The 13,168-nt window shown below is 41.9% G+C and carries 9 protein-coding genes; 4 read left to right on the top strand and 5 right to left on the bottom strand.

What is annotated here, in order from left to right:
• Positions 1–21 precede the first annotated feature (21 nt).
• The 5 genes from ISP07_RS03240 to ISP07_RS03220 all read right to left on the bottom strand — a co-directional run bounded on the left by ISP07_RS03240 (position 22) and on the right by ISP07_RS03220 (position 8,105).
• Positions 22–729, bottom strand: a complete 708-nt coding sequence (locus ISP07_RS03240) for a 3'-5' exonuclease (protein WP_209326774.1) — start codon at positions 727–729, stop codon at positions 22–24.
• Positions 729–2,627: a DUF294 nucleotidyltransferase-like domain-containing protein gene (locus ISP07_RS03235; RefSeq protein WP_209326773.1), complete on the bottom strand. Its 1,899-nt coding sequence runs from the start codon at positions 2,625–2,627 to the stop codon at positions 729–731. The genes ISP07_RS03240 and ISP07_RS03235 overlap by 1 nt, the downstream gene beginning before the upstream one ends.
• An 84-nt stretch (positions 2,628–2,711) precedes the next feature.
• Positions 2,712–5,789: an efflux RND transporter permease subunit gene (locus tag ISP07_RS03230; RefSeq protein ID WP_209326772.1), complete on the bottom strand. Its 3,078-nt coding sequence runs from the start codon at positions 5,787–5,789 to the stop codon at positions 2,712–2,714.
• Between the two features lie 2 nt (positions 5,790–5,791).
• The gene (locus tag ISP07_RS03225) at positions 5,792–6,808 is read right to left on the bottom strand and encodes an efflux RND transporter periplasmic adaptor subunit (RefSeq protein ID WP_138619466.1); all 1,017 of its coding nucleotides are present in this window, start codon (positions 6,806–6,808) and stop codon (positions 5,792–5,794) included.
• 289 nt (positions 6,809–7,097) lie between these two features.
• Complete coding sequence (locus tag ISP07_RS03220) at positions 7,098–8,105, bottom strand: rhodanese-related sulfurtransferase (protein WP_105174083.1); 1,008 nt, start codon at positions 8,103–8,105, stop codon at positions 7,098–7,100.
• Positions 8,106–8,304: 199 nt separating this feature from the next.
• On the opposite strand from ISP07_RS03220, the gene ISP07_RS03215 reads away from it, so the two are divergent.
• The 4 genes from ISP07_RS03215 (at position 8,305) to ISP07_RS03200 (ending at position 12,978) form a co-directional block, all read left to right on the top strand.
• Positions 8,305–9,630 (top strand): DEAD/DEAH box helicase, encoded by a 1,326-nt coding sequence (locus ISP07_RS03215; RefSeq protein ID WP_209326967.1) that lies wholly within the window; start codon positions 8,305–8,307, stop codon positions 9,628–9,630.
• 2 nt (positions 9,631–9,632) lie between these two features.
• Positions 9,633–10,463 (top strand): S1 RNA-binding domain-containing protein, encoded by an 831-nt coding sequence (locus tag ISP07_RS03210; RefSeq protein ID WP_209326771.1) that lies wholly within the window; start codon positions 9,633–9,635, stop codon positions 10,461–10,463.
• 568 nt (positions 10,464–11,031) lie between these two features.
• A complete protein-coding gene (locus tag ISP07_RS03205; RefSeq protein WP_324616091.1) occupies positions 11,032–11,871 on the top strand; it encodes a nucleotide-binding protein in 840 nt (279 codons plus the stop codon).
• Positions 11,872–11,976: 105 nt separating this feature from the next.
• Entirely contained in the window at positions 11,977–12,978 is a 1,002-nt protein-coding gene (locus ISP07_RS03200) for a hypothetical protein (RefSeq protein ID WP_209326770.1), read from the top strand.
• The last annotated feature ends 190 nt before the right edge of the window (positions 12,979–13,168 follow it).

The following is a 13,168-nucleotide window of genomic DNA, read 5'->3' as shown; positions in this document are numbered from 1 at the left end:
ATAAAGTCGGTGCTAAGCACGCTATATGAGTAATTCGCTCAGCGGCGTATCTGGGCGGTAATGGTAAGCTATTTGCGCTTGTAGCAGCTCTGCAGTGGCTGTAGCATCATTGAGCGCATTGTGGTTTTGATACGCTGGTAACGAATAACGAATGCGAGAGTCTGCTAAGCGCACAGAATCAATCTTAGAATTAAACAATCGCCCGAGTAACCCCTGCTTTGCTTTAAGTGCGCGCGTTTCCAGATCTAGCGTGTCTATAACGGCAAATTCAAGCCCTTCGCCTAAACGGGCTTGCAACGCTTGATATAAAAAGTGCCGTTCAATGGGAGCAAAATGCACCACAATCACTTTGCCTTTTAATGCTGCTAACAAAGGCGCCATAATCGTTGAAAAATCAGGTGCATCGCTCACTTCTGAGTGAGTTATACCATGAATAACAATCGACTCTTCAGCAAGCTTGCGCCTTGGTTGAACAATCCAATGTTGGCTATCTTTACAAAAAATACGCTTGGTATTAAATGGAATTAAACCAACACTGACTATATCGTCATTTTGATAATTTAGACCGGTTGTTTCAAAATCAAGTGCTACTAAGGGAATATCACTAATTGGTGTGCTTAAATCACAAATAGCTGATCCATAAAACGCTTTGATTAACGGCTGTTTGCTCTGTTCTAATAACTCTTGATACCGAGTCGGCCAATCAAGTTTTGCGCCTTGTTTTGCCATTACTTCATCCCTGAGTTAGCAGAGTATCTGAATTTTAGGAAATTCTGCGCTTTATCTAAAATGGCAAACGCCTCTTTAAGATTGCGCTGCTCAAAAGGAGAAAGTAAATGAGGCTCTAAGTCGTTATCTGGCGCTTCATCAAGCTTTTCTATTTGCCACGCTTGGTGTCTTATTCTGATCATGGCAATGTATTCTAAGGCGTCTCGTAAATCTTGTGCTTTGCCTTCAGGGAGTAGTTTAGCTTCGATAATATCTTCTAAACGCTCGAATGAATTTTGTTTACGACTGCCTATCGCTAATGCATGCACGCGTATTACATCAGATAACGGCGCAGTACCGCGGCGTTTTAAGTTCATAGAGCGCTTGTGTTGGCCATTATGCTCTAACACAAAATCTTTAAAGAAACCTAAAGGCGGCGTTCTATTACGCGCATTCGCAGCAAGGTTCGCCAAGAAACGTTTATTCTTACGCCCTTCTGTTGCGATAAAACGCTTAAGTTCATCAGCCCATTTGTTTTTACCGTACACACCGTCTAAATCAAAAAAGATCGAGCTGTGTAATAAAGCCTGCGGTTTAGGTTCGGCCATCCAATCTGCAAATTGTTCTTGCCACTGCTCGCGAGTTAAACGCCATTTTTTGAATGACGCCATAATTTCACCTTCACAGTACTTATAGCCACACTCAGCTAAACCATCGCAAACAAAGTCAGCCAAGTTTTGAAAGTATTCGTCTTGTAATTCTTCGTTAAAACTATTATCGAGGATAATGGCGTTATCTTGGTCGGTCACAATTAATTGCTCATCACGAGCCATTGAACCTAAAGCGATAAAGCAATAAGGAACTGGCGGCGGGCCAAACTTTTCTTCAGCTAAATCAAGTAAACGTTGTTTGAAGGTTCGGCCTATAACAGCCATTGCAGTACCAATCATGTGAGAGTTAGCGTCTTCGTTAACCATGCGTACAAAGACATTAGGCAGCTGCCTTGCATAGTGAGCTAGATCTTCAACCGATTGCTGAGCTAATATGCCGCGTACTAACAATAAGCTACTTTGCGACTCGTAGCGTAGAATATCCGATAAAGAAATAACGCCAATCGGCTTTTTCTTAACAACTACAGGCAGGTGGTGAATATTATCTCTGAGCATTGCAAGCACGGCTTCAAACACATACGCATTGCTATCAAGCAATACTAAGTCTTTTTGCATTATTTGCGCAGCTGGCGCTTCGTAACTTAACCCTTCAGCAATTACACTGGTACGTAAGTCACGGTCGGTAATTATGCCAACAACTTGGCCGTCGTCATCATCAGGATCATCACTGATTGGTTTATCGGCATCAGTAACCAGCACAGACGATACCGACTCTTGCGTCATTAATTGCGCAACCATTTGCACAGAGGCATCTTTTGCCACAGTGACAACATCACGATGAAGAAGCGACTTAACCTTGGCTGTTGTTAAATCGTTGCTGTCTGCTTGTTCAACAATTGCCTGATGAAGGCGCACATTACCATCGGCTTCAAAAAAGTCAGCAAATGTTTCGTATTCGTCGCAGTATTGATTAAACAACTCAACATTAATGCAATAAACTAAGGTATCTTCAAGCGCCTTTGCCGGAAAGCGCACTTTGCGGTTCATCAGAAGGCCCATTTGCCCAAAAATGCCGCCGATAGTTAAACGGTTGTATAAATCACCATCACGACGATATATCTCTACTGCACCTGTTCGAATAACAAATAAATCAGCGATATCCTCGCCATAATTTAGTATTTCAGTGCCTGCGCGAAAATAAGCGATTTCTACTTGTGATGCGAGTTTATTTACCGCCTCTTCAGGAAGATCATCAAAGGGAGCGTGATCAGAAAGAAATTGGGCGATATCGACGTGTTCGGCTTGCATACGCGTACCTAGTTTTAAACATTTGATTTAATTGTGAGGGTAATTGGCTATTTTTTCAAAGAAAAAATAGCCAATTAAGTTGGATTAAGCCTTTTCTAACTCTTCAGCCAGAAGTTTCGACTCATCACCTCTTGGTTTAGTAAAGCGAGCTAAACCAAGGTAAATAACTGGCGTTAAATAGAGAGTAAATAACACCGCCAGTGCTAAACCGCCAAATACTACCCAACCAATGGCGTTACGAGCTTCAGCCCCTGCTCCGGTAGATAAAATAAGAGGTAATGCACCCAATAAAGTTGAAACCAGTGTCATCGCTATTGGGCGAAGACGAACCAATGCGGCCTCTTCTACCGCCACTCTAACCGAGCGGCCTTGGTCACGTAATTGGTCAGCAAATTCCACCAGCAAGATGGCATTTTTAGCAATTAGACCAATCAGCATCACTAAACCAATTTGCGAGTAAATGTTTAATGATGTACCCGTTAGATATAACGCTAAAATTGCTGATGTAATACCAAACGGTACAGTGATCATCACAACAATCGCACTATTCACACTTTCAAATTGCGCTGCCAATACCAGAAGAACAATTAAAAAAGCCAGAACATAGGTTACTAATACTTCATTAGCGGTTTCTTCAAAGGTTAATGCCTCACCTTTAAACGCCAAGCTGATTCCAGATGGCAGAGATTGCTCTGAAATATCACGGATTTTTGTTACCAGCTCAGCAATAGTTACGCCTTCTGGCATTTCCATACTCAGTTCAATAGCACGGCGCTGCGCATGGCGTTCAAGCTCAGCGGCAACACCTTCTTCAGTAATTGTTGCCACACTGCTTAATGGCACTAGCTGACCATTGCGGCCACCAACATACAAGTTAGCTAAATCGCTCGGGTTTGTGATGGTTTGGTTTTGTGCTTGCAACATAATCGGGATTGATTGGTCACCAATGTTTAAATCGGCAATATCATCACCATTGATTGCAGCACGTAACGTTACTGAGATATCACTGAGCGATACACCGAGCTCTTCAGCACGACGTCTATCAATATTAACGCGTAATTGTGGCTGTGACGGCTGATATGAAATACGTACAGGGGCCACTTCTGGCACTGCTTTTTCTATTTCAGCAGAGAAGTCTTGCGCAGCTTTAAATATCTCGAGGTAGTCTTGGCCCAATAAGGCAAGCTCAATACCACCGCCTTGACCACGCAAGTTCAAGCTATTTGAACCACCAGGGTAACCAGCCGCACCAGGAATATTCCCTAAGGGCTCACGGATTTTATTGATAATTTCTTGCTGACTAAAATGACGTTCGTTCCAATGTTTTAGCGGCACAGTAATAAATACAATATTTGGATCCCATTGCCCAACCACAGTGTAAATAGACTCAATATCACCACTTTCAACATACGGCAGTAAGATATCTTCCATTTGCACCGCTTGTCTGTCCATAAAGTTCAAGCCTACACCATCAGGGCCACGGGCGAAAATACGAATTTTACCGCGATCTTCTGTTGGTAATAGCTCGTTATCTAAATTGAAATACAGTGCCCCAGAGCCAGCAGCAACCAACAAACATGCAAAGAAGGTAAGCCATGCATGTTCAAGTACACCATGTATTGTACGCTTATATACAGCGGCTAACACATGGCCAACTTTTGCAAATGGATGAAAACCGCCCTGCTTTAATTTCAGTTTTGATGTCAGCGCAGGGACCAAAGACAGCGCTACAAAGCTTGATATGATCACAGCGCCAGCTAATACCCCACCAAACTCTCTAAATAGTCGCCCAGCTGTTGATGGTAAAAACGCAATAGGCACAAACACCGCAGCTAATACGGCGGTTGTTGCCACAACAGCAAAGAATACTTCACGGGTACCAACCACTGCAGCTGCACGGCGACCAAGACCTAAGCCCCGCTGACGTTGTATGTTCTCACTTACCACAATGGCATCATCTACTATTAGGCCAGTAGCTAACACGAGTGCAAGCAAGGTAAGAATATTAATTGAGAAACCAAGCGCCCAAATAAGTGCTAAAGAGCCTATTAATGCAACAGGTATCGCAAATGCAGGAACCAGCGTTGCGCGCCATGAACCAATAAATACCCACAGTGTGATCACCACTAACAACACGGTTAGTAACAAGGAGTTAATCACTTCATCAACTGAGCTTCTGATAAACTGAGCATCGTCAGATGTTAAAGTAAATTCCATTTCAGGAAAACGCACTCGCATACGCTCAATTAACGTTAGAACTTCATCAGAAATTTCAATGGTATTAGATTGCGCCTGACGAATAATTTCCATGCCAATCACAGGTGTGCCATTAAGCCTTACGAACGAACGCGGATCAGCTGGGCCAAAGTAAACAGCTGCAACATCGCCAATACGGGTATCGTCGCGAACGATGATATCGGCTACTTGTTCAGCAGAAATTGACGTTGCATCAGCACGAACGATCACCTGTTGATCGCTTGATTTTAAACTACCCGCAGGTACATCAAAGGGAGCCTGACGAAGTACGTTGGCAATATCTGGTACCGTAAGGTTAAAGCTGCTCAGCTTAAGTGGGTCGATACGCACTCTAAGCACCCGTTCGCGGTCACCATTTAAGCGAACATCAGCAACACCAGGAATGGTTAAAAACTGCGGGGCTAAGTCAACATCAACACGCTCTGTCAACGCCTCAAGGGATAAGCTATCACTTGATACCGTTAACGATACAACCGCTTCAGCATCGTTATCGGCTTTAATAATTGATACCCGTTCAACTTCTTCGGGTAATTCTCGCTGCACACGGGCCACCGATTCTCGCGTTTCGTTTGCAGCATCATCTAAATTAACACCAGGGCGAAACTCAACCACGATACGGGCGTTGTTTTCTTCACTTTGCGCACGAATCGACTTTACACCACTTACCCTAGCAACCGCCCCTTCGAGCTTGCTAGTTACTTCGGTATCTACGGTCTCCGGTGAACCACCAGGAAAAGACGCTGATACAGTAATACGTGGTCTATCGACATCAGGAAGCTCACGTACTTCAACCCCTGCTATTGCAGCAATACCGGCGATAATAATGAGTAAGTTAAGTACCACAATTAAAACAGGACGACGTATCGCCATTGATGGTAAGTCTTCCATCATAGGTTGCTGTTTCATCATTACTCCTTGGCTAGCTGCACTTCATTGATGAAATTAAGCTCTTGATTAGGTCTTAGGCGCTGAACGCCTTCTGTCACCAATAAGTCACCTTCGTTTAAGCCACCAGAGACTAGTAAACGCCCTGCTAAACGCTGCTCAATTTTAACATCAACGCGTGTGGCTTTTTTATCGACACTCTTCCATACGTAAGGGCCTGCTGCCCCCCACATCATGGCTGCTTCGGGTACTACAGCAAGCTCTTCACCTAGAATATTTATGTGCACACGAAAGCTCATACCCGGCATAAATTGCTGAGCATTATTGTCAAGTTTGGCTTTTGTTCTGAGTGTGCGGGTTTGCGCATTGATACGCGAATCAAGCTCTGCCACCTTAGCCGTGTAAGCTTTATCGCCTAACCAAGGCACTACTTCGACCGAAGATTTTTGTTTAAGCACTGAGATAGCGGCTTCTGGGGCATTAAAATTGATATAAAGCTCAGAAATATCATCGATAGTGGCAATGGCTGTTTGGGTTGTGATCCTATCGCCTACTTCGACGTCAGTTAAACCCATAACACCACTGAACGGAGCACGAACTTCGCGGTCTTCACGCTCTGTTTTCGCTTGCATTAACTGGACTTTTGCAAGCTCATAAAGTGTTTTCGCATCATCTAAATCACTTTGTGGCACCGCACCACGGGCGTGGCTTTCTTCAAGCCTTTTCATGGTGCGCTCAGCATCTTTTAAGGTAATTTCAGCTTCGATCAACGCTGCTTTTTGTCTACGTGAATCAAGCTCTAACAGTAAGTCACCTTTGGCAACGTTATCGCCTGGTTTAAAGTAAACAGCGGTGACTCTGTCCCCAACTGCTGGGTAAAGAGTGACTGAGTGAATCGCTTCTGCATTACCCACTGCTTTTATCTGTTGTTTAGACTTTTCAACAGACACTGATTCTACAACTACATTAGCCGCCTCAGCGACGGAAACACAACTAATACAGGCAATTAAAGTCCATGTATGTAATTTGCCAATTGTCAAAATTTCACCTAAATAAGAATCGTTTTAATTGTTACGAAGTGTAACAGCTTTGTGATCAATAAAAAGCTGACTTCGTTTAATAAACAATTAGCCAAGGTGAAATAAACGCATACATCGCCTGTGTTTTCTAATTAGAAACGACAATGTGATGAATCGACTTCTTTTAATTGTGCTTCGCTTGCAATGGTTACCTCTACACAATCAGATTGATTAGTTATTTGTTCCTTTTGAATAGGCATAAAAAACCCCAGACTATGCTGGGGTTTCTATCAATTCATAAAGCTAAGAATTACTGTTGGCGCTGCGCTTCTTTTTGCGCTTTTTTGGCTTCTTTACGCTTACGTAGAACTTCTTGCGCTTCGTTACCGATGTGCCCTTCGCCACGCGCTTGTGCTAACTCGATTTGCTTTTGACGCTCAGCAAAACGTGCGCGTTGCTCTTCTGTTAGGCTGTCGTGACAGTGATGACACGATACACCCTCCATGTATTCAGGCTTTTGCTTTTCTTCTTCAGTAATAGGCATACGACATGCGTGACATTGGTCGTAAGAGCCTTTTTGTAAATCGTGATTTACCGCTACACGGTTATCAAATACAAAACACTCACCTTCCCACATGGTTTCTTCTTTTGGTACTTCTTCTAAGTACTTAAGAATACCGCCTTCAAGGTGGAATACTTCGTCAAAGCCTTGCTCTTTCATATACGCAGTTGATTTTTCACAGCGAATACCACCGGTACAGAACATAGCGACTTTCTTGTGCTTTGCTGGGTCTAGGTTTTCTTTCGCCCATGCTGGGAATTCACGGAATGTCTTCGTGTTTGGATCAACGGCATTTTGGAAAGTACCGATCTCAATTTCGTAATCGTTACGCGTATCGATAAGAATCACTTCAGGATCTGAAATTAATGCATTCCAATCAGCTGGTTTTACATATGTACCCACTACTTCACGTGGGTCGATACCTTCAACACCCATAGTTACGATTTCTTTTTTCAGTTTTACCTTAGTACGGTAGAACGGGCATTCGTCATCGTATGACTCTTTAGTCACAATGTTGTCTAGGTTTGGTTGTGCATCTAACCATGCAAGTAGGTTGTCGATACCTTCACGTTTAGCAGAAACAGTACCGTTGATACCTTCAGCCGCAAGTAACAAAGTACCGCGTACTTCATTGTCTTCCATTACTTTTAGTAGGGGTTGGCGAATCGCTTCAAAATCAGGAAGGGCTACAAATTTGTAAAGTGCGCAAACAACAAAGTGCTCGCTAGTTACATTGTCTTTATGAACAGCAGTCATGGTTTTACCTTTTGCTTTAAATGCCCATGAGGGGCGTTAACCGAATCGCAAATCCGGCGCATTGAGGGCGCGTATTTTACGCGAATTAGTGATAATTGCAAAAACTGATGCGAAATAGCTGTGTTTTTACTGTCTCCTAGTGAGGCAAGTGCGTTATAATGGACAAGATTTACAAATTTTGCTCATCGGAGATTACGCATTGCATTTTACTGAACTTGGGATTGATACACGCCTCGAAAAACAACTTGCGCATCAAGGCATCACCCAGCCCACTGACATTCAAGCTCACGCGGTACCAACAGCTATCGCAGGCCATGATATTTTTGCACAGTCAAAAACAGGATCGGGCAAAACGCTGGCGTTTTTATTACCTGCTGTACAGCGTGTAATGAAACAAAAAGCACTCAGTAAACGCGACCCTCGCGTTTTAATCGTTGCGCCTACCCGCGAATTAGCAACCCAAGTGTACAGCCAATTAAGGCTATTAATTGCCGGCACAAACATTAGTGCTGTAAAAGTACTGGGTGGTGAAAACTTTAATGACCAAATTAAAGCACTTCGTAAAGACCCGCACTTTGTAGTGGGCACACCGGGCCGTATTGCTGATCACTTAAGTCAACGCTCGTTACAACTTTCAGGCTTAGAGCTGTTAATTTTTGACGAAGCGGACCGTATTTTAGATTTAGGCTTTACCGATCAAGTTAAAATGATCAACGAGCTTGCTGATCACCGTTTACGCCAAACGTTATTGTTTTCAGCAACCCTTGACCATGCACAAGTTGATGCCCTGTCACGTAACCTTTTACGTTCACCAAAACAAATATTGTTAAGTGCCTCTAACGAGCAACATAGTGACATTACACAGCAACTTTATTTAGCTGATCACTTAGATCACAAAGAAGCCCTACTTGAGCACTTTGTAAAACAAGACAATGTTGGTCAATGCATTATTTTCACCGCAACACGTGCCGACACTCAGCGTTTAAGCCAACTGTTAAATGATAAAGGCTTTAAAGCGCAAGCGCTTGCGGGTGACTTAACACAGGCTAAGCGCCTAGAAATTATGGACGCCTTCAGCCGTGAAAACTTTAAAATCTTAATCACCACCGATGTTGCATCACGTGGTCTTGATTTATTAAGCGTGACTCACGTTATTAACTTTGACCTACCAAAACATGCTGAAGAGTATGTGCACCGTATTGGTAGAACTGGTCGCGCAGGCTTTAAAGGAACTGCTATTTCGTTAGTAGGCCCGAAAGATTGGCCAAGCTACAAAGCAATTAAAGCATTTTTAAATGATGAATTAAGCTTTTTCACCGTAGACGGGCTTGTTGGTAAATTTAAAGGTCTGCGTGAGAAAAAACCAAACACAGTTTGGAAAAAAGCAGAGAAAAAAGTGGCTGCTAAACCTGCAAAACCAAAACGCAAAGCAGCCCCTAAAAAGCCTAAAGCCCCTATTCAAGCACCAATTGATGTAGATGGTTTTGCTCCAATGCGCCGCAAGAAAAAGCCAGAACAGGAATAACAATGAGTATTTTAGGAACCACACAAACCCTTTTCGTTAACGAAATGTCTAACGAAGGTGCTTATTTAGATGGCCGTGATTTAGGCGAAGTATTCTTACCAAGCAAAGAAATTGATTACGAACTAGAAGCTGGCGACAGCGTGCAAGTATTCATTTACTTAGATCACGCAGGTCACCCAACCGGTACCACAAAAAAACCTTTAGCTGAAGTGGGCGAATATGCCCTACTACGTGTTAAAGCCATCAACAGCACTGGTGCGTTTTTGGATTGGGGCCTCGAAAAAGACGTACTAGCGCCATACAACGAACAAAAGCCAAAAATGAAAGACGGCTTTTCGTATCTTGTACGCTTATATCTCGATAACGCCAGCCAACGTATTTGTGCATCGAGCAACTTTAATAAATTTTTATCGAAAGAAGCACCAACTTACTCAGTAATGGAAGAAGTTGACTTAATCGTTGCCGGTAAAACAGACCTTGGCTACAAAGTACTCGTGAACGAAGCCCACATTGGTGTGGTTTATTACAACACGGTATTTAAAAAGCTATTTGTTGGCCAGCGCTTAAAAGGCTTTATTCAAAAAGTACGTGAAGACGGTAAAATCGACGTACTCCTTGAAAAGCCAGGTATGGGTAAAGTAAACGACTTAGGCGAAAAAATATTAGCTAAATTAAAAGCCGAAGGCGGCGTACTTCACCTAGGTGACAAGTCAGACCCAGAAGCAATTACAAAGACTTTCTCAACCAGTAAAGCAAACTACAAAAAAGCCATTGGTGGTTTGTTTAAGCAAGGTTTAATTGAGATTGAAGCAACGTCGATTAGATTGAAGTAAGTTGCGAGTTGCGAGTTGCGAGTTGCGAGTTGCGAGTTGCGAGTTGCGAGTTGCGAGTTGCGAGTTGCGAGTTGCGAGTCAACAAGATATTGAAGTATTTGAAAGAGTAAAGTGAACGCTTTACTCTTTTTTTATTCTTATTGGTTTTGTTAGCTTAAGCATTTTGATGCCATACATCTCAAACGCTATTTTGAGTATTTTCATTTAGAAGTGAAAGTCGGTATTGTTCCATAAGCAGCCTTTCCGGATTAACTCATTTCTGGCCCAAGATGAGTTAACGTAATTGCTCTAAAGGTCTGATTTGAGCGACAACCATACATTGAGGTTCGCTTAAAATAAGAGCTTATTGATTTCCAAACAGTGTAGTTAGATCCCATATTCAAGAAATTGAGTGGCGAGCGCATTTTCTTTTTTCTGAATATCTTTAGTGCCAATATAAATATTATAGTTGGCAATGCATTACGTTATTTGTTAAAAAAGATCTATTAATACATGAACGTCACATCGCCAGAAAGATGCGCCATGGGCGCACTATAAAACGTTAAGTGTCAAAGGAGTTTCAGTACAAGTGTTTTATCAAGTCTTAATTGAAATACCAGAGAAAAGTGGGAACTATAAACAACTATTCGAGCTAGATAAGACTGACGCAGTGGAAATTGAAAACGACGTTATTATTCCTTATCTAAAGGGAGATAGGTTTCAATTCGATGGATATTTTTTAAATGCTGATGAAGTTAAGCGAATCGTTGTAAAAGAGACCGAGAGAACTACAGAAGAATTATCGAAATATGAGAATAAAAATATGTCTCCAGGGATTATTATGTATATTTCTCGAGAGGATATTGTAAGTTACGACAACCACGCTAAAGACATAACAAAACAAGTATTTTCTAGTGCGAAAGAGAGAATAAATACCAATCAAGTCGAAATCAACACTAAGGATACTGTGGAAATTGAACTTGATGTCACCAAGGTATTTATCGTACATGGTCATGATGACCTAGCAAAAACCGAAACTGCAAGATTTGTAGAGAAAATGGGTTTTGAACCAATTGTTTTGCATGAACAGGCCAGCTCAGGAAATACAATAATCGAAAAGATCGAAAAATATTCGAATGTTGGTTTTGGAGTGGTGTTGTATACGCCTTGTGACTTGGGCGCGAAAGCATCTGAAGAACCAGAGTTGAAATCTAGGGCTCGTCAAAATGTAGTTTTTGAACATGGCTTCTTGAATGGCAAGCTCGGGCGTCACAACGTATGTGCATTGGTTAAAGGTGACGTCGAAACCCCAAACGATATATCTGGGGTTGTTTATGTCCCAATGGATGCTCATGGAGCATGGAAGATAGCACTTGCCAAAGAAATGCGTAATTCTGGCTATGATGTTGATATGAATAAAGTAGTGTAAACATTTAACAAGCGCGTCAATTGAAACTTTTTCCGCTGGCGCTCCAAACCAGACCATTACGCGGACGTTAGCTTTCAATCTGTTTATCGTTCACCGTAGGAAATTATGACTGAAGAAGTATTAGGATATTTAGATCACAATATATTAGATTCGATTCGTAAAGGTGATTCTTATGATATTAGAGGGCTACTTGATAAAAACCAAATAACTCCGGTTTACTCTAGGGAAAGTCTGAAAGAGATAAAAAGGTCAGTAGGATCAGAAAATGAATTTTTAACAATTCTCAAAGAGTTAAGTGCAAAGTATATCGAGCCTATTTACGAAAATAATTTACCTACTGGAAAGGCTAAGGTTAATGATAGTGACGTTTTTTTCGTTTGGAATTGGTTTCTGGAAAATGACGAGCCAATACCTGAATATGGTTACGGATTAAGCTCAATGCTAGAAAAATTCTATGGTGGAAGGCGTGATGAAACCTACGCAGAGATTTTCTCTAAGGGAGATGCAGAGTTAAAGAAAATATTGGATGATGCAATAAAAGGACTTGATTCTCATGAATGTTTTACCGATGAAATGAAAAAGGCTATGAATTTTCTGCCTAAAATGTTAGCAGAACAACATCAATACATCAGTAAAAAAATGGATACACTTGAGCAATCACCTGTTAAAGCGTTTGAGAATGCAACAGGTTTGGGTGCTAAGGTATTAAACAACATCAATCCCCCACAAGTTGTCCAAAAAATATTTAAGGCAGTTCAGGGCTCAATGCCAAATGTAGAATTAGACATCGATATCTTCTTTGGTGTGAAGTGTCAGCCTTTTGAGGCTAATTCTGATAGAGTAAAAACTTTATCTGAAAAAGTTAATGGGCTTTATCATCAGTTAAATTTTTTAGGTTATTACCGAGATACTGATATGAAGAATACAAGGGGGTTTGTTCGTTCTTCTAGTGACATGACACATGCAGGAATTGCCTCGTTTTGTCATTTACTCTTGTGTCGTGATGAAGGGTTAGTAAAGAAAGCAGCTGCCGCATACGAATATGCAGGAGTTAGAACTCAGATCATACACTTTCAATCTAACAAGACCTCGAAGTCGGATTCGTAAAAGCTGGCTCGGTTCCGCTTCGCTTCACTTTTTAGCCAACAATCACTTATCTCTAAGGCGGCGTTGGCCCAAAATGAGTTGATGTAATTACTCTATAGGTCGGCTTTGAGCTGTCAGGTACAGTCTGATTCACTAATGATATTGGCTCTACTCCATAATCCGATATTCCACTAACTTTTATGTTGATGAT

This window comes from Pseudoalteromonas sp. PA2MD11 (genome assembly GCF_017808125.1).
In the GTDB taxonomy this organism is placed as follows: Bacteria; Pseudomonadota; Gammaproteobacteria; order Enterobacterales; family Alteromonadaceae; genus Pseudoalteromonas; species Pseudoalteromonas simplex.
The sequence above is the reverse complement of the archived record's forward strand: the minus strand, read 5'-3'. Positions and strand labels throughout refer to the sequence as shown.

Bases quoted from the DNA above. Each gene is read 5' to 3' on its own strand.
- ISP07_RS03235 (WP_209326773.1), bottom strand. From the start codon at position 2,627: ATGCAAGCCGAACACGTCGATATCGCCCAATTTCTTTCTGATCACGCT.
- ISP07_RS03240 (WP_209326774.1), bottom strand. From the start codon at position 729: ATGGCAAAACAAGGCGCAAAACTTGATTGGCCGACTCGGTATCAAGAG.
- ISP07_RS03200 (WP_209326770.1), top strand. From the start codon at position 11,977: ATGACTGAAGAAGTATTAGGATATTTAGATCACAATATATTAGATTCG.
- ISP07_RS03230 (WP_209326772.1), bottom strand. From the start codon at position 5,789: ATGAAACAGCAACCTATGATGGAAGACTTACCATCAATGGCGATACGT.
- ISP07_RS03210 (WP_209326771.1), top strand. From the start codon at position 9,633: ATGAGTATTTTAGGAACCACACAAACCCTTTTCGTTAACGAAATGTCT.
- ISP07_RS03220 (WP_105174083.1), bottom strand. From the start codon at position 8,105: ATGACTGCTGTTCATAAAGACAATGTAACTAGCGAGCACTTTGTTGTT.